This window comes from Streptomyces sp. NBC_01334 (assembly GCF_035983595.1).
GTDB classification, from domain to species: Bacteria; Actinomycetota; Actinomycetes; order Streptomycetales; family Streptomycetaceae; genus Streptomyces; species Streptomyces coriariae.
In genome coordinates, this window is sequence record NZ_CP130718.1 from 7,654,577 (window position 1) to 7,672,820 (window position 18,244).

Below are 18,244 nucleotides of genomic sequence, written 5' to 3' on the forward strand. Positions count from 1 at the left end.
ACCACAACGAGCACGCCAACAACGGCAGCGGATCAGACCAGAAAGACAGGGACCCCGACATGAGCAACCCGTTCGAGAACCCCGACGGCGTCTACTCCGTCCTCGTCAACGACGAGGGCCAGTACAGCCTGTGGCCGGACTTCGTGGACGTCCCGGCCGGCTGGACCGTCGCGCACGGCCCGGCCGCCCGACAGGAGTGCCTGGACCACATCGAGACCCACTGGACCGACCTGCGGCCCAAGAGCCTCGTCGACGGCGCCTGAGCCCGGCGGCGCCTGACGAAGGGGGCGGCCCGCACGGGCCGCCCCCTTCGTCAGGCGTTTCGTCATGCGTTTCGTACTGCCGTGGAACCGGTCAGGACGCCGGCTGCTCCACCTTGGTGTCGGTCTTGCCGTCCACCGCCGCGGCGAGCTGCGGCACCAGGCGGTCGATGACGTAGGGGAGGCTCAGCACGGTCGACAGCGACACCGCGTTCCCGTAGTCGCCGGTCTCCTGGATGAAGACCTCACGGCCCTGCTTCACCACGTTCAGGTCGGAGTAGATCTTGTCGCTGTGCAGCTTGGTGACCGCCGTGGTGAGGTCCGGCACGATCCACACGGCGACGTCCTGGTCGAGCAGGTCGAAGCGCTCCTTGCTGATGTTGGCGCCGAACGTGTCCCCGATCACCTTGTCGAGGTCCTTCGGCAGCGAGAAGCCGAGGCCGGACAGGATCCGCGAGCGGGTGTCCTGGCTGCCGTAGACGAACGTGCCCTCGTACGGGGTCGCCATGACGGCCGTGGCCCCGGCGAAGGCGGGGTTGGCCTTCTTGGCCGTCGCGAACTTGTCCTCGACGCCCGACACGAGCGTCTTGGCCTCGGTCTCCTTGCCGAGCGCCTTGCCGATCTCCTCGGTCTGCTGCTGCCACGGCACGCCGTAGTCGTTGTACGCCTTCGGCTGGGCGACCACCGGCGCGAACTTCGACAGGCTCTCGTACTGGGCCTTGGTCAGGCCCGAGTACACGGCGAGGATGAGGTCGGGCTTCAGCGCGGCGATCTTCTCCACCTGGGGGCCGGTGCCGGTGTCGGTGAGGACGGTCGGCGCCGCCGCGCCGCCCAGCTTGTCCTCGGCCCACGGGCCGACGGCGCCCTTGTAGCCGCCGAGCCACTCGGTCGTGCCGACCGGCACCTTGCCCAGCGCGAGGACGGCGTCCTGGTCGGTGAGACCGACGGTGACGATCCGCTTGGGCTCGGACTCGATCGTCGTAGTGCCGTACTTGTGGTCGAGTGTCACGGGGAAGGCGCCGGCGGCGGACGAGGAGTCCGACCCCTTCGCGTCGGAGGACGAGGAACCGGAGTCGGAGTCGCCGCAGCCGACCGCCGCGACGGCGAGCAGGACTACGGAGGCGAGCAGGCCGGACAGCCGTGAGGCTCTGAGGGCGCGGGGCATCGGATGATCCTTCTGTTCGTCGCGGTGCGTTCGGCGGGGGGTGGCCGGTTCCGGGGCGGGGGGATGGCGGGCAGGGCTCTCGTCAGGGGCCGTCCGGGGCGGGGGAGCGGCTGCCGGACCAGGCGTGCCACAGCGTGGCGTACGCGCCGTCGGCGGTGAGCAGTTCGTCGTGCGTGCCGCTCTCCACGACCCGGCCGTCGCTGAGGACGACCACCCGGTCGGCGGTGGCGGCCTGGCTGAGCCGGTGCGCCACGACGAGCGCCGTACGGCCCCGCAGGGCCTGCTCGGCGGCCTCGTCGAGCTGGCGGGCGCCCGAGCTGCCCGCTTCGGCGGTCGCCTCGTCGAGGACCACGACCGGCGGGTCGGCCAACAGGAGGCGGGCCAGCGCGAGTTGCTGGGCCCGGTCGGCGGTGAGCCGGTGTCCGCCGTCACCGACGACGGTCTCCAGGCCCTCCGGCAGCGCCTCGGCCCAGCCGAGGGCGCCCACCGTGGCCAGCGCCTCCCGCAGCTCCTCGTCGTCCGCCCCGGGGCGGGCCAGCCGCAGGTCGTCGGCGAGCGGTCCGGCGAAGACGTGCACCTCCTGCGTGACGAGCCCCACCAGGCGGCCGGACTCGTCCGGTTCGACGCCGCCGACGTCGATCCGTCCGCTCTCCGGCCGGTGCAGCCCCGCCACCAGCTTCGCGAGCGTCGTCTTGCCCGCCCCGGTCGTACCGACCAGCGCGACCCGTTCCTTGGGCCGGATCTCCAGATCGACGCCGTGCAGCACCGGGCGGCCGGGCACGTACGCGTGGGAGACCGCGGTCAGCGTCACGGCCGGGGCGCCGGCGGCGGTCGAACGGTCGTCCGCGCGCTCGGCGAACGTGGGCGCAGGCTCGTCCACCACCCCGACCAGCCGGGCCAGTCCCGCCGTCGCCGACTGGGCGTCGTCGAGCAGGACGAGCGCGGTGTTCACCGGTCCGAAGAGGCTGTGGAAGTACAGCGCGGCGGCCGTGGCGGTGCCGACCGAGGCGGAGCCGGAGCGCACCAGGAGGAACCCGGTGACCAGGACGGCGCTGAGGCCCGCGTACTCGGCGATGTGCAGACGGCTGTAGAAGCGCAGCACCAGCTGCACCCCGCGCAACGTCAGTTCCACCGAGGCCCGCGAACGGTCGGTGACCCGCCGGGTGTGGTCGGCCTGAAGCCGGTACGCCCGTACGGTCCGCGCCCCGCCGATGGTGTCCAGCAGCTGCTGCTGCTGGGCCCCGGTGGCGATGCGCTCCTTGGCGTACAGGGGCACGGCGTTGCGCACGTACCACCGCGCGGTGTGCGCCTGTACGGGCAGGGCGACGAGCGCGGCCAGCAGGAACCGCCAGTCCAGCAGGGCGAGCGCGCCCAGGGTCAGCACGATCGACAGCGCGGAGCGCGCCAGCTCGGGCAGGGCGCCGCGCACCGCGTCGGCGACCCGGGACACGTCCCGGGTGACCCGGGCGTTGAGGTCGCCGGAGCCCGCCTTCTCCAGCCGCCCCAGCGGCAGGGAGAGCGCACGCTCCACGAACAGCTCGCGCAGCCGGGCTAGCACGGTCTCGCCGAGCCGGGACACCAGCGACATGCCCAGCGCGGTCGTGACGCCCTGCACCACGGCGACCCCGGCCAGCGCGAGGACGGGCAGGGTGAGCGCGTCGGGGGAGCGCCGCTCGGTGACCACGTCGACGATGTGACCGAGCAGGGGCTGGGTGAGCAGCCCGACGGAGGTGGCGAGCACCATCAGCCCGAACCCGGCCCAGGCCAGCCCCCGATGCGGCCGCAGCAACTCACGCACCGCCGCCCGGGTACGAGCGGGACTCGCCGTCGGCAGCAGGGCCCGATCGGGTTCCACCTGCCCGGCCTCCACCTGTCCCGCCTCCGCCCGGGCGGCTTCCGTCTGCCCGGCTTCCGTCTGTTCCGTCGTCACGCCAGCACCGCCGTCCGGTAGGTCGCGTCGGCCTGTACGAGTTCGGCGTGGGTGCCTTCGGCGCCGACCCGGCCGCCGTCGAGGAGGACCACCCGGTCGGCGACGGCGAGCAGCGCCGGGCTGTTGGTCACCACGACCGTGGTGCGGCCTCGCCGGATCTCGCGCAGTCCCTCGGCGATGCGTGCCTCGGTCACCGCGTCCACGGCCGTCGTCGGATCGTGCACGACCAGGACGGGCGGCCCGGCGCGCAGGGCACGCGCCAGCAGGACGCGCTGGCGCTGACCGCCCGACAGGGACCGGCCGCCCTCGCCGACACCGGTCGCGGCGCCGTGCGGCAGGGAACGGGCCACCTCGTCGGCGTGGGCGGCGGCCATGGCGTGCTCCGTCCGGAGATCCGCCGTGCCGTCCGCCGCCCCGTCCGCCTCACCGCGGTGCGCCGGGCCGCTGCGCGGATCCGCCTGCGGAGTCACGTTCGCGGCCAGCGAGCCGTCGAACAGCACGGCGTCATGGGCGGCCACCAGCACCGCCGCCCGCAGCCCCGCCGGATCGAGTCGGGTCAACGGCACTCCGTCCAGTTCGACCGAACCCGAATCCGGGTCGGTCTCCCGGCCCAGGCAGCGCAACAGGGCCTCGGCGGACGCCGGATCCGTCACGGCGATCCCGGTCAGCCGACCGGCCGGCAGGTCGAGGTCGACGCCGTCCGGCCCGCCGAGCCGCACCCCGCGCAGCCGCAGTTCCCCGCGCACCGGGTCCGGCACCGGGTCCTGGCCGCCCACCACGGCGGGTTCCGCGGCGAGGACCTCCGCCACCCGGGCAGCCGAGGCCCGGCCCTGCGCCAGTTCGGCGTTGACCCAGGCGAACGTCTCCAACGGCCCCAGCAGGAACAGTGCGAGACCCACCGCGGACACCAACTGCCCCAACGTGAGCGAGCCGTCGAGCGCCAGCCGACCGCCGACCAGCGCTATCAGCGCGATGAACCCACCGGTCAGGGCGAGGACGAGCCCGGTCTGCCAGGACTCGGCACGGGCCGCGCGCAGGGTGGCCGCGAGCGAGGCGCGGCTGGTACGGCGGTACCGCTCGACGGCCGCCTGCTGAGCGCCCAGCCCCTTCAGCACCCGAAGCCCGGCCACCAGGTCGGCGGCCACTCCCGAGGCGTGGGCGGCCCGGTCCTGCTCGGCCTCGCTGCGACGCTCCAGCGGCTTGCTCAGCAGATGCCCCAGCCACAGCAGCACCGGCGTGCCCAGCAGCACGATCAGCCCGAGCGGCACGGACGTCAGCAGCAGCCACACGGCGCTGGCGGTGATGCCGGCGGCCGCCCATATCCCGCTCATCAGCGCCATGTTCACCGCGCCGACGCGCTTGGCGTCCTCGGTCGCGACGTTGGCCAGCTCGCCGGGCAGCCGTCCCTCCTCGGCGCCGCCGCGGGCGTCGAGCACCCGGCGCACGATCGCCAGGCGAAGGGTGTGCGCGGCCTCTTCGGCACCGCGCTCACCGGCCCGCGCGCCCAGCCGGAAACTCCACGACAGGGCCACGTACATCACGGCCAGGACGACCAGCCAGAGGGCGAGCCGCCCGGCGTCCTGCCCGGCCACGGCCTGGTCGATGACGACACCGATGAGCACCGGTACCAGGGCTTCCCCCAGTTGGTGCACACACCCAAGCGCCGCGCCGAGACCGACGCGGCGCGCCTGCCCCCTGACCGAGCGCGTCAGGACGTCCCGCCCCGACTGTTCCCCTGATCTCACCAGCCACCCTCCGGAAACCGGTCAACTTAGGCAAGGCTACTCTAAGTGAAGGCGGGCGAGTCAATGCCCTGGCGGACCGCGCACCGCGTGGCGCGCTCCCGGGGCACGACGCCGGCCGGCCGGGCCGGGACCGGTGTGCTTCAGTGGGCGCCGTGACCATCCCCGGCCGCGCCCCCCTGCTCTCCGGAAGGGACCGGACTCTCGTGCACGTACTGATCCTGGGCGGGACCACCGAGGCCCGTCGCCTCGCCGAACTCCTGGCGGCCGACGCCGTGCCCGGGATCCGCGTGACGACCTCCCTGGCCGGACGGGTGGCCGCGCCCCGGCTGCCGCCCGGCGAGGTACGCGTGGGCGGCTTCGGCGGGGCCGAGGGGCTCGCCGCGTGGCTGGACGAGCAGGCGGTCGACGCGCTCGTCGACGCCACCCACCCCTTCGCCGGGACCATCAGCCTCAACGCGGCGAAGGCCGCGGCCCACGCCCGTGTTCCGCTGCTCGCGCTGCGCCGTCCGGGCTGGGTCCCGGTGGCGGGCGACGTCTGGCACGAGGCCGGTTCCCTGGCGGAGGCCGCCGAGCTGCTGCCCTCGCTCGGCCGACGGGTGTTCCTCACCACCGGGCGGATGGGGCTGGCCGCCTTCGCCGCCCTGGACGACCTGTGGTTCCTCGTACGGTCCGTCGACGCACCCGAGGAGCCGGTCCCGTCCCGCATGGAGCTGCTGCTCGACCGCGGGCCCTTCACGCTCGACGGGGAGCGCGAACTGCTGCGCCGTCACCGGATCGACGTCGTCGTGACCAAGGACAGCGGGGGAGCGGCCACCGCCCCGAAACTGACCGCCGCCCGTGCGGCGGGGCTGCCCGTGGTCGTGGTGCGCCGACCGCCGGTCCCCGCGGGCGTCCGGGTCGCGGCAGGGCCGGAGCAGGCCCTGGAATGGATCGGGAACGCCGAACGGGGAGGGCCGGACGAGGCGGGGAGCAGCGGGCGCTGATGCCGTGTCAGGGAGTCGGTGCGGCGCCCAGGAAGCGTATGTGCGGGCGGCCGTCGGGGCCGTCGGCGGTGACGGTGGCCCGGACGCCGTAGACGTCGGCGACGACGGCCTCGGTGAGGACGTCGTGCGGGCTGCCGCAGGCCACCACGCGCCCCTCCTTGAGGACGACGAGCCGGTCGCAGTACATCGCGGCCAGGTTGAGGTCGTGCAGCGCGACGACGCTGGTGACCCGGAGTTCGGTGATCAGGTCCAGCAGGGCGAGCTGGTGCCGGATGTCGAGGTGGTTGGTGGGCTCGTCCAGGAGGAGTTCGCGGGGTTCCTGGGCGAGGGCGCGGGCGATCTGGACGCGTTGGCGTTCGCCACCCGAGAGGGAGTGCCAGGGCCGGTGGGCCTTGTCGGCGAGCCCGGTGCGCGCCAGCGCGGAGCGGACGGCCTCCTCGTCGGCGGCGGTGGCGGCCGCCCAGGCGCGGCGGTGCGGGATGCGGCCGAGGCGTACGACGTCGTGGACGCTCAACGCGAGCTGGGTGTCGGCCTGTTGCTCGACGACGGCGATGCGCCGGGCGACGGCGCGGCGGCTCACCCGGGCCAGCGGGCGGTCGTCGAGGGTGACGACGCCGGAGTCCGGGGCGAGCACACCGGCGAGCAGCCGCAGCAGGGTGGACTTGCCGGAGCCGTTCGGGCCGAGCAGGCCGGTGACGGCGCCGGGGCGTGGCGTCAGGCTGACCCCGTCGAGGATCAGGGTGCCGCCGGCGGCCCGGCCGACCCGCTCGGCGCGCAGCCCCTCGGAACCGGTCGTCTTCGAGTCGGCCGTCTCCGAGCCGGTCATCGGGTGCCCTTCGCGCGGTACAGGACGGCAACGAACGCCGGGACGCCGATGAGGGAGGTCACCACGCCCACCGGCACCTCCTGCGGGTCGAGCACGGTGCGGGCCAGGGTGTCGACCCAGACCAGGAACACCGCGCCGGTCAGGGCGGTGGCGGGCAGCAGCCGGGTGTGGCCGGGGCCGGTGAGGACGCGTGCGGCGTGCGGGAGCACCAGGCCGACGAAGCCGATCGCCCCGGCCGAACTCACCAGGGCGGCGGTGAGCAGCGCCGTGGTGCACAACAGCACCAGACGGGTGCGGGCCACGGAGACACCGAGGGAGAGGGCCGCGTCCTGCCCGAACGCGAACGCGTCCAGGGTCCTGGCGTGACCCAGGCAGACCGCCAGCGCCACGACCAGCGCGGCCGCGCCGACGGTCACGTCCGTCCAGTCGGCGCCGCTGAGCGAGCCGAGCAGCCAGAACAGGATGCCGCGGGTGGTCTCCGCGTCGGCGGCCGTCATCACGACGAAGGAGGTGAGCGCGGAGAACAGCTGCATGGCGGCGACACCGGCGAGGACCACCCGGTCCGTGGTGCCGCCGAGGGTGTGGCTGAGCAGCAGTACCAGCGCGAAGGAGACCAGCGCGCCGAGGAACGCGCCACCGGAGACCGACAGGAGGCCGCCGCCCGCGCCGAGGACGACGACCAGCACCGCGCCGGTCGAGGCGCCGGAGGAGACCCCGAGGACGAAGGGGTCGGCGAGCGGATTACGCAGCAAGGACTGCATCACGGCCCCGCACACGGCGAGGCCGGCGCCGCACACCGCGGCGAGCAGGGTGCGCGGCAGCCGCAGGTTCCACACGATGCCGTCCCGCAGCGGCGTCAACTCCGCCTGTCCCCAGCCGAGATGGGCCGCGACCGCGGACCACACGTCACCGACGGCGATGTCCGCGGGGCCGATGGTGATGGCCACGGCGACCGAGGCGCACAGCAGCGCGAGACCGGACGCCCACAGCAGCGCGCGGCGCAGTCCGCCCACGGCCGACGCCCCGGACGCCGACGTCCTGGACGCCCCGGACGCCGACGGCGCGCCGGTCATCCCGCGAGGCCGTGGCTGCGCAGCGCCGCCGCCACCTTCTCGATGCCCTCGACGGTCCTGACGGTCGGGTTCATGGCCTGTCCGGACAGCAGCACGTACCGCTTCTTCTTCACCGCGGTCATGTTCCTGGTGACCGGGTTCGACTCCAGGAACTCGATCTTCTTGGCGGCGGTCTCGGCCGTCTGCTGCTTACGGGTCAGGTCGCCGATGACGAGGAGGTCCGGGTCGCGGTCGGCGACCGTCTCCCAGTTGACCTGGGGCCACTCCTCCTCGGTGTCGTCGAAGGCGTTCTTGGCGCCGAGCGCGTCGGTGACGATGCCCGGTGCGCCGCAGCAGCCCGCGAGATACGGGGACTGGGAGTTGGCGAACCAGTACATGAGGGTCACGCCCCGGGCGTCGAGGCCGGCGGTGGCCCCGGTCACCCGGCTCTTCAGCCCGGCCACGAGCCGCTCGCCGCGCTCCCGGACGCCGAAGACCTCGGCCAGGTCGCGGACTTCGCCGTAGACCGAGTCCATGGTCAGCGGCTCGGTGCGGACGCCGTCGCCGTCACCGCTGTTGTCCTTGCCGACACAGTCGGAGGGGGAGAGGTACGTGGGCACGCCGAGCTTCTCGAACTGCTCGCGCGGGGCGACCCCGCCCTTGCCGAGGGTGGAGGCGAAGGAGGCGGCGACGAAGTCGGGTTCGGTGTCCAGGACCGTCTCGAAGGAGGGGGCGTTGTCGGCGAGGCGCTTCACCTTCGCGTTGGCCTTCTCCAGGCCCTTCGCCACCGGGTCGGTCCAGGTGGCGGTGCCCACCATGCGGTCGGCCAGCCCGAGGGAGAGCATGATCTCGGTCGTGCCCTGGTTGAGGGAGACGGCCCGCCGCGGAGGGCTGTCGATCGCCACCTGCTGCCCGCAGTTGTCGAGACGGACCGGGGGGCCGGCGGCCCCGTTCTTCCCCGCCGAACCGGAGGAACCCGCCGGGCCGGAGGAGCCGCAGCCGGCCAGCAGCAGGACACCGGCCAGGAACAGAACGGCAGGCCGGGCAGAACGGACGGGACGTGCGAACGGCACAGGGATTCCTTCGGCGTCGAGGGCTCAAGCGCGAAGCCCGGTCGTACGGTGCTCCCCCCGCCCGTCTCACGGCGGCGGGGGTGCCAGCAGGTCTTCGGACTCGGGGTCACCCGGACGAGGCGCCTTCCCGGACCGCTCACGCCGTCCAGTGGCCGTTGCCCCGCCCGTCGCCCTCACCGCTGCGCGTCAGCTCCGGATTCGCACCGGATTCCCTGACCCGTACACACTCGCGTGCGCACATGGGTTCGACTGGCCTTGGCAAGCTACCACAGCCGCGGAGGCCGCCCGCGGGCCTTTCCGCGCGCCGGCTCGCGCCCTCTCGTCGGCTGTCGGGCCCTGGTTACTATGCTCATTCAGGCCAGAGGGAGAGAGTCATGTTGACCGAGGTCACAGCGACCCGCTACCTCGCTCCGCTGCGGGCGGGCGGCTCCGTGCCCGCCGTCGTCGAGGCCGACGACCTGGGCACCTACGTCGTGAAGTTCACCGGCTCCGCGCAGGGCCGCAAGGCGCTCGTCGCCGAGGTGATCGTGGGCGAGCTGGCCCGTGCCCTCGGGCTGCGCTTTCCCGAACTGGTCCTGGTCCGGTTCGACCCGGCGATCGCGGAGCGGGAACCGCACCAGGAGGTACGGGAGCTGCACGCCGCGAGCGCGGGGCTCAACCTCGGGATGGACTTCCTGCCGGGTGCGGAGGACTTCACGCCGGAGGTCGCCGAGGCCTTTCCGGTGGAGCCGCTGGAGGCCGGGAGGATCGTCTGGCTGGACGCCCTGACCGTCAACGTCGACCGGACGGTCCACAGCTCCAACCTGATGGTCTGGCCGACGTTCGGCATCGTCCCGCCCCGGCTGTGGCTCATCGACCACGGCGCCGCCCTCGTCTTCCACCACCGCTGGGACGGCGCCGACCCCGAGAAGCGCTACGACTTCCGCCACCACGCCCTCGGCCGCTGCGCCCCGGACACCCGGGCGGCCGACGCCGAGCTGGCGCCCAGGGTGACCGAGGAGCTGCTGCGCCGGATCGTGGCGGAGGTGCCGGACGCCTGGCTGACCGGCGAGGCGGGGTTCGCGACCCCGGACGCGGTCCGGGAGGCGTATGTGCGCTATCTCCACGCGCGGGTGCGGGCTTCGGCGGCCTGGCTGCCCACCGACTTCCCCGCCCCGGAGGAGCTCGCCGCCGACGAGGCGCGGCGCGCGGCGAGGACACGGCAAGGACGGCCCGACTGGCTGAAGCGGGTCCCCGACCTGCACGGCAAGCCGGCCGCGGAACAGGATTGGTCGGTGCACCTCGGATGAGCGAACTGAGCGACGCGGGCGGACGGGTCGAGATCGAGTACTGCACCCAGTGCCGCTGGCTGCCGCGCGCGGCCTGGCTGGCGCAGGAGCTGCTCACGACCTTCGAGGCCGAGTTGACGGAGCTCGCCCTGAAGCCCGGCAAGGGCGGGGTCTTCGTCGTCCGGGTGGACGACGAGGTGATCTGGGACCGCCGCGAGCAGGGCTTCCCGGAGCCGACCGCGGTGAAGAAGCTCGTACGTGACCGAGTGGCCCCGGGTCGGTCCCTGGGCCACTCGGACAGGTGAGCCTTCCGGCCGGTGCCGGTGCTCAGCCCTGGAGCTGCTCGTACGCCGGCAGGGTGAGGAAGTCCGCGTAGTCGTCGTCGAGGGCGACGGTCAGCAGCAGGTCGTGCGCCTGCTGCCAGTGGCCGGCCGCGAAGGCCTCCTCGCCGATCTCCGCGCGGATCGCGGCCAGCTCCCCGGCGGCGACCTCACGGGCCAGCTCGGGCGTGGCCTTCACGGTGGTCCCGTCGCGCTCGAACTCCACCCCCGCGTTGATCCACTGCCAGATCTGCGAGCGGGAGATCTCGGCGGTGGCCGCGTCCTCCATCAGGTTGAAGATGGCGACCGCGCCCAGGCCGCGCAGCCAGGCCTCGATGTAACGGATGCCGACCTGCACGGCGTTGACCAGTCCCGGGTAGGTCGGCCTGGCCTCCAGCGAGTCGACGGCGATCAGGTCGGCCGCCTTGACGTCGACGTCCTCGCGAAGGCGGTCCTTCTGGTTCGGCCGGTCGCCGAGCACGGCGTCGAAGGAGGCCATGGCGATCGGCACCAGGTCCGGGTGGGCCACCCACGACCCGTCGAAACCGTCGTTCGCCTCGCGGTCCTTGTCCGCCTTGACCTTCTCGAAGGCGACCTTGTTGACCTCCTCGTCGCGGCGGGACGGGATGAAGGCCGCCATGCCGCCGATCGCGTGTGCGCCGCGCTTGTGGCAGGTGCGGACGAGGAGTTCGGTGTACGCCCGCATGAACGGGGCGGTCATCGTGACCGCGTTGCGGTCCGGGAGGACGAACTTGGCTCCGCCGTCACGGAAGTTCTTGACGATGGAGAACAGGTAGTCCCAGCGGCCGGCGTTCAACCCGGAGGCGTGGTCGCGGAGTTCGTACAGGATCTCGTCCATCTCGTACGCGGCCGTGATCGTCTCGATGAGCACGGTGGCGCGGACGGTGCCCTGCGGGATGCCGACGTGGTCCTGCGCGAAGACGAACACCTCGTTCCAGAGGCGGGCCTCCAGGTGCGACTCCGTCTTCGGCAGGTAGAAGTACGGGCCCTTGCCGAGGTCGAGCAGGCGCTGGGCGTTGTGGAAGAAGTAGAGGCCGAAGTCGACCAGGGCGCCGGGGACCTGACGGCCGTCCGCGTCGACGAGGTGACGCTCGTTCAGATGCCAGCCGCGCGGGCGCATCACGACCGTGGCGAGCTCGTCCGCGTCCTTCAGGGCGTACGACTTGCCCGACCTCGGGTCGGTGAAGTCGATGTTCCGGGTGTAGGCGTCGGCCAGGTTGATCTGACCGAGGACGACGTTCTCCCAGGTCGGCGCGGAGGCGTCCTCGAAGTCCGCGAGCCAGACCCGGGCGCCCGAGTTGAGGGCGTTGATGGTCATCTTGCGGTCGGTCGGGCCGGTGATCTCGACCCTGCGGTCGTCCAGGGCCGCGGGGGAGGGGGCGACCCTCCAGGAGTCGTCCGCGCGGATCGCCGCGGTCTCCGGGAGGAAGTCCAGGGTGGAGGTGCGGGCGATCTCGGCGCGGCGCTGCGCACGCCGGGCGAGGAGCTCGTCGCGGCGCGGGGTGAACCGGCGGTGCAGCTCGGCCACGAAGGCGAGCGCCGCCTCGGTGAGGACCTCCTCCTGCCGCGGCAGGGGCTCGGCGTCGACGATGGCCAGCGGGGACGGCGCTGGTGCGGACATGAGCGGTCACTTCCTTCAGCGGTGGCACCGGGTGCCGGTCGAACCGAGTACGGCGGGCGGGGCCCCGGACGGGCCGGGTCCCTTCTGATCAGTGGATACTAGTTTCCTCATCGTGGAACTTCAATGATTTGTTGATGTCGAGATTCTCCGCGTCGAGGCAAGGTGGCGCTCAGTGCCAGGCTCCTCACTCAAGGTGCGCGAGATCCTGCGGGGTGTCGATGTCGAAGGGCCGGGCCACGTCCCCGCACTCGACGAGCCTGATCGCCTCCTCGTGCTCCTTCAGATAGGCGCGTGCCCCGCGGTCGCCGGTGGCAGTCGCCGCGATGTCCGCCCAGTGGTCGGCTCCGAACAGGACGGGGTGGCCGCGTGCGCCGTCGTAGGCGGCGCAGACGAGCGAGGACTCGTCCTCGTACGCGGCCAGCACCCGGGTCACGGCCTGCGGCCCGATGCCGGGCTGATCGACGAGAAGGACCAGCGCGGCCCGCGCCCCCGTCCCGGCGAGCGAGCCGAGCCCGGCCCGCAGTGATGTGCCCATGCCCTGCTCCCACGCCGGGTTCGGCACGAGCACGCACCCCTCGAGCCGTGCCCGCTCCCGTACGGTGTCGGCGGCGGCCCCGAGCACCACATGCACCCGCGCGCAGCCCGCCGTGCGCAGCACCTCCACCGCGTGTTCGACCAGCGGCCGTCCCCGGTGTTCGAGCAGGGCCTTGGGGCGTCCGCCGAGCCGGCGCCCGCCGCCCGCCGCGAGGAGCAGGCCGGTCACCTGGTCCGCGGCCCGGTCTTCCTTGTGCGTCATGAGTCCTGCATACCTGACGTGGCGTCGGCCGTGCGGTTCCGTGGGGCTGAATTTCGGTCCGCGCAGTGGCGCACGCCGCGTCGGGTGGCGTTTACTGACCCGCGCGTCCTCCGGTGCCCGGTGCCGGTACCGCGGGGCTGCGGGGCGGCTGAGCGCGCACGCGCGCTCAGTGGAGCGCGCGTGGGGGGAGAGCTGTGTTGCGGAGCTTGAGGCAGAGGGCAGTGACCGGCAGCGACGAGGATCCGAGGGTGGCGGAACTGCGGACCGCGGTGTCCCGGCTGCGCCGCGAACTCGCCACGTATCCGGTCGAGTTCCCGGACCGGGCGATCGCCGAGGACGAACTCGCCGCGCTCGCCGCGATGGTGACCCACGGGGTCCCCGAAGTTCCCCGGTTACGCCGCTCCTTGCTGCTGATCGCGGGTGCGATCGGCTCGGTCAGCGCACTGGCCCGGAGTCTGTCGGAGGTGCGCCGGGCCGTGGAGCTGTTCGGAGAGACACCGCGCCGCTGAGCCCCGGCGGGCGCGCTCGGACGTGGTGCGGCGAGAGCCCGCCCTAGACCGCGGGGCCGGAGCTCGTCAGTGCCTGTGACAGTTCCACCGCGACCTGGCGCAGTACCGGCACGATCTTCTCCGTGGCCGACTCCGTGACGCGGCCCGCCGGGCCGGAGATGGAGATGGCCGCGGGCGTGGGGGAGTCCGGCACCGGCACCGCCAGGCAGCGCACGCCGATCTCCTGCTCGTTGTCGTCGACCGCGTAACCGGACTGCCGCACGTCCGCGAGGGCCGCGAGGAAACCGTCCGGGGTGATGATCGTCTTGTCCGTGGCGGCGGGCATGCCGGTGCGGGCGAGCAGGGCGCGCACCTCGTCGTCCGGGAAGCCCGCGAGCAGGGCCTTGCCGACCCCCGTGCAGTGCGGCAGGACCCGGCGGCCGACCTCGGTGAACATCCGCATCGAGTGCTTGGACGGCACCTGCGCCACGTACACGATCTCGTCGCCGTCGAGCAGCGCCATGTTGGCCGTCTCGCCGGTCTCCTCGACCAGGCGGGCCAGGTAGGGGCGGGCCCAGGTGCCCAGCAGCCGGGCGGCGGACTCGCCGAGCCGGATCAGCCGAGGGCCCAGCGCATAGCGGCGGTTGGGCTGCTGGCGGACGTAACCGCAGACCACCAGGGTGCGCATCAGGCGGTGGATGGTGGGCAGCGGCAGCCCGCTGCTCGCGGACAGCTCGCTCAGGCCGACCTCGCCGCCCGCGTCCGCCATCCGCTCGAGGAGATCGAAGGCGCGCTCGAGGGACTGGACCCCGCCGCTGGCGGACTTGGCGGAGTCGGTGGTGCTGGCGCTGGACGTCGGCACGGCGCGTTCCTTTCGAAACTGGCGGAAGGGCTGAAGCCTACCCGGCGGTCGGTTGACTCCTCGCTTGCGCGTAGTTAGATTCTGCTGTCCGGAATCGTAATTCCATTATGTGGAAACGTCCAGAGTGTCGGGGGTGGGTGCACTCTGGGGAGTGGGCCCTTGACGGCGCGAGGGCAGGAGGGGAAGACTCCTTCAACAGAACGTTGAATTCCGTTACGTGGAAGTTTCTCCGGCGTAACCGGAGGAGAACGGAAGAGAGGGGCCCGGGTGTCCGAGGCTGAACTGGTGCTGCGTTCGACGCGCGTCATCACTCCCGAGGGGTCACGGCCCGCCGCGGTCGCGGTCGCGGCAGGCAGGATCACGGCGGTACTGCCGTACGATGCCCCCGTCCCGGAGGGGGCCCGGCTGGAGGACTTCGGCGACGACGTCCTGCTGCCCGGTCTGGTCGACACTCATGTGCACGTCAACGATCCCGGCCGCACCCACTGGGAGGGCTTCTGGACCGCCACCCGCGCGGCGGCGGCCGGCGGCATCACCACCCTCGTCGACATGCCCCTCAACTCCCTCCCGCCGACCACCACGGTCGACCACCTCCGGGTCAAGCGGGAGGTCGCCGCCGACAAGGCGCACATCGACGTCGGCTTCTGGGGCGGAGCCCTGCCCGACAACGTCAAGGACCTGCGCCCGCTGCACGAGGCCGGCGTCTTCGGCTTCAAGGCGTTCCTCTCCCCGTCGGGCGTGGACGAGTTCCCGCACCTCGACCAGGACCGGCTCGCCCGCTCCCTCGCCGAGATCGCCGGATTCGACGGCCTGCTGATCGTGCACGCCGAGGACCCGCACCACCTCGACGCCGCCCCGCAGCGGGGCGGCCCCCGGTACGCCGACTTCCTGGCCAGCCGTCCCCGCGACGCCGAGGACACCGCCATCGCGAACCTCGTCGCGCAGGCGAAGCGCCTCCACGCGCGCGTGCACGTGCTGCACCTCTCCTCCAGCGACGCGCTGCCGCTGATCGCCGCCGCCAAGGCGGAGGGCGTCCGCGTCACGGCCGAGACCTGCCCGCACTACCTGACCCTGACCGCCGAGGAAGTCCCCGACGGCGCCAGCGAGTTCAAGTGCTGCCCGCCCATCCGCGAGTCCGCCAACCAGGATCTGCTCTGGCAGGCCCTGGCGGACGGCACGATCGACTGTGTGGTCACCGACCACTCCCCGTCCACGGCCGACCTCAAGACCGACGACTTCGCGACGGCGTGGGGCGGCATCTCGGGCCTCCAGCTGAGCCTGGCGGCCGTGTGGACGGAGGCCCGCCGACGGGGCCACGGCCTCGAGGACGTCGTCCGCTGGATGTCCGCACGCACGGCCGACCTGGTGGGCCTCTCCCACAAGGGCGCGATCGAAGCGGGCCGCGACGCCGACTTCGCCGTCCTCGCCCCCGACGAGACCTTCACCGTCGACCCGGCGGCGCTCCAGCACCGCAACCGTGTCACGGCGTACGCCGGGAAGACCCTGTACGGCGTCGTGAAGTCCACCTGGCTGCGCGGCGAACGCATCGTCTCGGACGGCGAGTTCACCGAGCCGAAGGGCCGGCTCCTCACCCGCACCCCCTGAGCCGAAGGAGTGCCCGACCTGCCCGTTCCCCTGTCACCCGCACCCGCACCGGCCGACTCCCGAAAGGCAGACCTGATCACCGTGACGGCGATAGAGAGCTTCACCGGCGACGCGAACCCCTACGGCGGCGGCGACCCGTACGCGGACTACCGCACCGCCGACTTCCCCTTCACCCGGTTCGTCAACCTCGCCGACCGGCAGCTCGGAGCCGCGGTCGTCGCCGCCAACGACGAGTTCTTCGCCCAGCGCGAGAACCTGCTGGTGCCCGGACCCGCCGAGTTCGACCCGGAGCACTTCGGGCACAAGGGCAAGGTGATGGACGGCTGGGAGACACGCCGCCGCCGCGGTGCCTCCGCCGACGACCCGTGGCCGACCGACGAGGACCACGACTGGGCGCTCGTCCGCCTCGGCGCGCCCGGGGTGATCCGGGGCATCGTCGTCGACACGGCGCACTTCCGCGGCAACTACCCGCAGGCGGTGTCGGTCGAGGGCGCCTCGGTGCCGGGCTCGCCGTCCGCCGAGGAACTCCTCGGCGACCATGTGAAGTGGACGACGCTGGTCCCGCGCACGCCGGTCGGCGGCCACGCGGCGAACGGTTTCTCCGTGTCGGTGGAGCAGCGCTTCACCCACCTGCGGGTCAACCAGCACCCCGACGGCGGCATCGCCCGCCTGCGCGTGCACGGGGAGGTCGTGCCCGATCCCGCGTGGCTGGCGGTGCTCGGCACCTTCGACGTCGTCGCCCTGGAGAACGGCGGCCGTGCCGAGGACGCCTCCAACCTCTTCTACTCGCCGGCGAGCAACACCATCCAGCCCGGCCGCTCCCGCAAGATGGACGACGGCTGGGAGACCCGCCGCCGCCGCGACCGGGGTCACGACTGGATCCGCTACCGCCTGGCGGCCCAGGCGCGGATCCGCGCGCTGGAGATCGACACGGCCTACCTGAAGGGCAACAGCGCGGGCTGGGCCTCGGTGTCGGTGAAGGACGGCGAGAGCGGGGAGTGGACGGAGATCCTCCCGCGCACCCGTCTCCAGCCCGACACCAACCACCGTTTCGTCCTGCCGTCCTCGGCGGTCGGCACGCACGCGCGCGTGGACATCTATCCCGACGGCGGCATCTCCCGTCTGCGCCTGTTCGGCTCCCTCACGGAAGCGGGCACGGCGGCGCTGACGGCCCGCCACCAGGAACTCGGCGGCTGAGCCGACCGCCACCGCCGTGCACACCCCGGGCGCGAGAGGGGTGTGCACGGCGGTGGCGACGCGTCGGCGGCCGCCCTCCCGCGCGAGCCTCGCCCGATCCCGATCCCGATCCCGATCCCGACCCGGATGCGGACTCCGACCCGGATGCGGATGCCGATCCGGATCGCTAGGCGGCGTGCCCGCCGTCCACGGCGAACTCGGCGCCCGTGACGTACGCGGCCCCCGCCAGGTGCGCGACCGTCGCGGCCACCTCCTGTGCCGTGCCGAAGCGGCCCAGCGCGGTCATCGTCGCCTGACCGGCCGCGTACGGGCCGTCCGCCGGGTTCATGTCCGTGTCGATCGGCCCGGGGTGGACGAGGTTCGCGGTGATCCCGCGCGGGCCCAGCTCCCGGGCGAGGGCCTTGGTCAGACCGATCAGGGCCGACTTGCTCATCGCGTACAGGGTCCCGCCGGGGCCGGGCACCCGCTGGGTCATACAGGTGCCGATCGTGATGATCCTGCCGCCCTCCGCCATCCGCCCGGCGGCCGCCTGCGAGGCCAGGAACACCGCGCGCACGTTCACCGCGAGCACCCGGTCGACGTCGGAGAGCCCGAGCCCCTCCAGCGGTCCGAGGACGCCGACGCCCGCGTTGTTCACCAGCACGTCGAGGCCGCCCAGCGCCCGGGCCGCACGGTCCACCGCCCCGGCCGCCTCCCCGGGGTCCGCGGAGTCCGCGCGCAGCGCCACCGCCCGCCGTCCCAGTGCCTCCACGGCCGCCACGACGTCCTCGGCCGCCTCCTTGCCGTTCACATAGGTCACCGCCACGTCCGCGCCCTCCCGGGCGAGCCGCAGCGCGGTGGCCGCTCCGATGCCGCGGCTGCCGCCGGTCACGAGGGCCACCTTGCCGTTCAGGGTTCTGTCGGTCGTTGTCATGGGTCCATCCCAGCGGCCGGCGCCCCCGCGCGCTGGCGGCGAACGGACGTCGAGACCGCCCGGGGCGACAGGACGGTGCCGGACGCGCGGGCGTGCGGATCGTGCGTTCCGCGCAAGAG

17 protein-coding genes and 1 riboswitch are annotated in these 18,244 nt (G+C 73.1%); of the genes, 7 read left to right on the forward strand and 10 right to left on the reverse strand.

Annotated elements, in window-relative coordinates:
• Positions 1 to 59: 59 nt before the first annotated feature.
• Positions 60 to 263: an MbtH family protein gene (locus OG736_RS34150; protein ID WP_327185813.1), complete on the forward strand. Its 204-nt coding sequence runs from the start codon at positions 60 to 62 to the stop codon at positions 261 to 263.
• A 91-nt stretch (positions 264 to 354) separates the two neighbouring features.
• Here OG736_RS34150 and OG736_RS34155 read toward each other — a convergent pair whose 3' ends face one another.
• The 3 genes from OG736_RS34155 to OG736_RS34165 form a co-directional block, all read right to left on the reverse strand.
• Positions 355 to 1,425 (reverse strand): iron-siderophore ABC transporter substrate-binding protein, encoded by a 1,071-nt coding sequence (locus OG736_RS34155; RefSeq protein WP_327185814.1) that lies wholly within the window; start codon positions 1,423 to 1,425, stop codon positions 355 to 357.
• 82 nt (positions 1,426 to 1,507) lie between these two features.
• Positions 1,508 to 3,295 (reverse strand): ABC transporter ATP-binding protein, encoded by a 1,788-nt coding sequence (locus tag OG736_RS34160; protein ID WP_442817203.1) that lies wholly within the window; start codon positions 3,293 to 3,295, stop codon positions 1,508 to 1,510.
• Between the two features lie 56 nt (positions 3,296 to 3,351).
• Entirely contained in the window at positions 3,352 to 5,100 is a 1,749-nt protein-coding gene (locus tag OG736_RS34165; RefSeq protein WP_327185815.1) for an ABC transporter ATP-binding protein, read from the reverse strand.
• 203 nt (positions 5,101 to 5,303) lie between these two features.
• Between OG736_RS34165 and OG736_RS34170 the strand changes: the two genes are divergently transcribed.
• Positions 5,304 to 6,083, forward strand: coding sequence for a cobalt-precorrin-6A reductase (locus OG736_RS34170; protein ID WP_327187779.1), 780 nt, complete (start codon positions 5,304 to 5,306; stop codon positions 6,081 to 6,083).
• Between the two features lie 7 nt (positions 6,084 to 6,090).
• On the opposite strand, the gene OG736_RS34175 is transcribed toward OG736_RS34170, so the two are convergent.
• Genes OG736_RS34175 through OG736_RS34185 form a run of 3 tightly spaced genes read right to left on the reverse strand, consistent with a single transcriptional unit; the run spans position 6,091 to position 9,034 of the window.
• Complete coding sequence (locus OG736_RS34175; protein WP_327185816.1) at positions 6,091 to 6,909, reverse strand: ABC transporter ATP-binding protein; 819 nt, start codon at positions 6,907 to 6,909, stop codon at positions 6,091 to 6,093.
• Positions 6,906 to 7,982, reverse strand: a complete 1,077-nt coding sequence (locus tag OG736_RS34180; RefSeq protein ID WP_327185817.1) for a FecCD family ABC transporter permease — start codon at positions 7,980 to 7,982, stop codon at positions 6,906 to 6,908. Before OG736_RS34180 ends, OG736_RS34175 begins: the two co-directional genes overlap by 4 nt.
• The gene (locus OG736_RS34185) at positions 7,979 to 9,034 is read right to left on the reverse strand and encodes an ABC transporter substrate-binding protein (protein ID WP_327185818.1); all 1,056 of its coding nucleotides are present in this window, start codon (positions 9,032 to 9,034) and stop codon (positions 7,979 to 7,981) included. The genes OG736_RS34180 and OG736_RS34185 overlap by 4 nt, the downstream gene beginning before the upstream one ends.
• Before the next feature lie 68 nt (positions 9,035 to 9,102).
• Positions 9,103 to 9,303, reverse strand: a riboswitch (cobalamin riboswitch).
• 105 nt (positions 9,304 to 9,408) lie between these two features.
• Between OG736_RS34185 and OG736_RS34190 the strand changes: the two genes are divergently transcribed.
• Together OG736_RS34190 and OG736_RS34195 are read left to right on the forward strand one after the other, a co-directional pair.
• A complete protein-coding gene (locus tag OG736_RS34190) occupies positions 9,409 to 10,323 on the forward strand; it encodes a HipA family kinase (RefSeq protein WP_327185819.1) in 915 nt (304 codons plus the stop codon).
• Positions 10,320 to 10,607, forward strand: coding sequence for an Rdx family protein (locus OG736_RS34195; RefSeq protein WP_327185820.1), 288 nt, complete (start codon positions 10,320 to 10,322; stop codon positions 10,605 to 10,607). Before OG736_RS34190 ends, OG736_RS34195 begins: the two co-directional genes overlap by 4 nt.
• A gap of 22 nt (positions 10,608 to 10,629) precedes the next feature.
• Here OG736_RS34195 and aceB read toward each other — a convergent pair whose 3' ends face one another.
• Together aceB and OG736_RS34205 are read right to left on the reverse strand one after the other, a co-directional pair.
• A complete protein-coding gene (gene aceB, locus OG736_RS34200; RefSeq protein WP_327185821.1) occupies positions 10,630 to 12,264 on the reverse strand; it encodes a malate synthase A in 1,635 nt (544 codons plus the stop codon).
• Positions 12,265 to 12,448: 184 nt separating this feature from the next.
• The gene (locus OG736_RS34205) at positions 12,449 to 13,060 is read right to left on the reverse strand and encodes a nucleotidyltransferase family protein (protein WP_327185822.1); all 612 of its coding nucleotides are present in this window, start codon (positions 13,058 to 13,060) and stop codon (positions 12,449 to 12,451) included.
• A gap of 194 nt (positions 13,061 to 13,254) precedes the next feature.
• On the opposite strand from OG736_RS34205, the gene OG736_RS34210 reads away from it, so the two are divergent.
• A complete protein-coding gene (locus OG736_RS34210) occupies positions 13,255 to 13,569 on the forward strand; it encodes a DUF5955 family protein (protein ID WP_327185823.1) in 315 nt (104 codons plus the stop codon).
• A 43-nt stretch (positions 13,570 to 13,612) separates the two neighbouring features.
• Here the strand turns inward: OG736_RS34210 and OG736_RS34215 are convergent, their stop codons facing one another.
• The gene (locus OG736_RS34215; RefSeq protein ID WP_327185824.1) at positions 13,613 to 14,410 is read right to left on the reverse strand and encodes an IclR family transcriptional regulator; all 798 of its coding nucleotides are present in this window, start codon (positions 14,408 to 14,410) and stop codon (positions 13,613 to 13,615) included.
• 267 nt (positions 14,411 to 14,677) lie between these two features.
• Here OG736_RS34215 and allB point away from each other — a divergent pair, with 267 nt between their 5' ends.
• Positions 14,678 to 16,015 carry an allantoinase AllB gene (allB, locus tag OG736_RS34220; RefSeq protein WP_327185825.1) on the forward strand — a complete coding sequence of 446 codons (1,338 nt, stop codon included), beginning with the start codon at positions 14,678 to 14,680 and terminating at the stop codon, positions 16,013 to 16,015.
• Between the two features lie 75 nt (positions 16,016 to 16,090).
• Entirely contained in the window at positions 16,091 to 17,212 is a 1,122-nt protein-coding gene (alc, locus tag OG736_RS34225) for an allantoicase (RefSeq protein WP_327187780.1), read from the forward strand.
• 166 nt (positions 17,213 to 17,378) lie between these two features.
• Here alc and OG736_RS34230 read toward each other — a convergent pair whose 3' ends face one another.
• On the reverse strand, positions 17,379 to 18,125 hold the full coding sequence (locus OG736_RS34230) for an SDR family oxidoreductase (protein ID WP_327185826.1): 747 nt from the start codon (positions 18,123 to 18,125) through the stop codon (positions 17,379 to 17,381).
• Positions 18,126 to 18,244 lie beyond the last annotated feature (119 nt).

Coding starts and splice junctions, on each gene's coding strand:
- OG736_RS34150 (WP_327185813.1), top strand. CDS start 60: ATGAGCAACCCGTTCGAGAACCCCGACGGCGTCTACTCCGTCCTCGTC.
- OG736_RS34155 (WP_327185814.1), bottom strand. CDS start 1,425: ATGCCCCGCGCCCTCAGAGCCTCACGGCTGTCCGGCCTGCTCGCCTCC.
- OG736_RS34175 (WP_327185816.1), bottom strand. CDS start 6,909: ATGACCGGCTCGGAGACGGCCGACTCGAAGACGACCGGTTCCGAGGGG.
- OG736_RS34180 (WP_327185817.1), bottom strand. CDS start 7,982: ATGACCGGCGCGCCGTCGGCGTCCGGGGCGTCCAGGACGTCGGCGTCC.
- OG736_RS34190 (WP_327185819.1), top strand. CDS start 9,409: ATGTTGACCGAGGTCACAGCGACCCGCTACCTCGCTCCGCTGCGGGCG.
- OG736_RS34195 (WP_327185820.1), top strand. CDS start 10,320: ATGAGCGAACTGAGCGACGCGGGCGGACGGGTCGAGATCGAGTACTGC.
- aceB (WP_327185821.1), bottom strand. CDS start 12,264: ATGTCCGCACCAGCGCCGTCCCCGCTGGCCATCGTCGACGCCGAGCCC.
- OG736_RS34205 (WP_327185822.1), bottom strand. CDS start 13,060: ATGACGCACAAGGAAGACCGGGCCGCGGACCAGGTGACCGGCCTGCTC.
- OG736_RS34230 (WP_327185826.1), bottom strand. CDS start 18,125: ATGACAACGACCGACAGAACCCTGAACGGCAAGGTGGCCCTCGTGACC.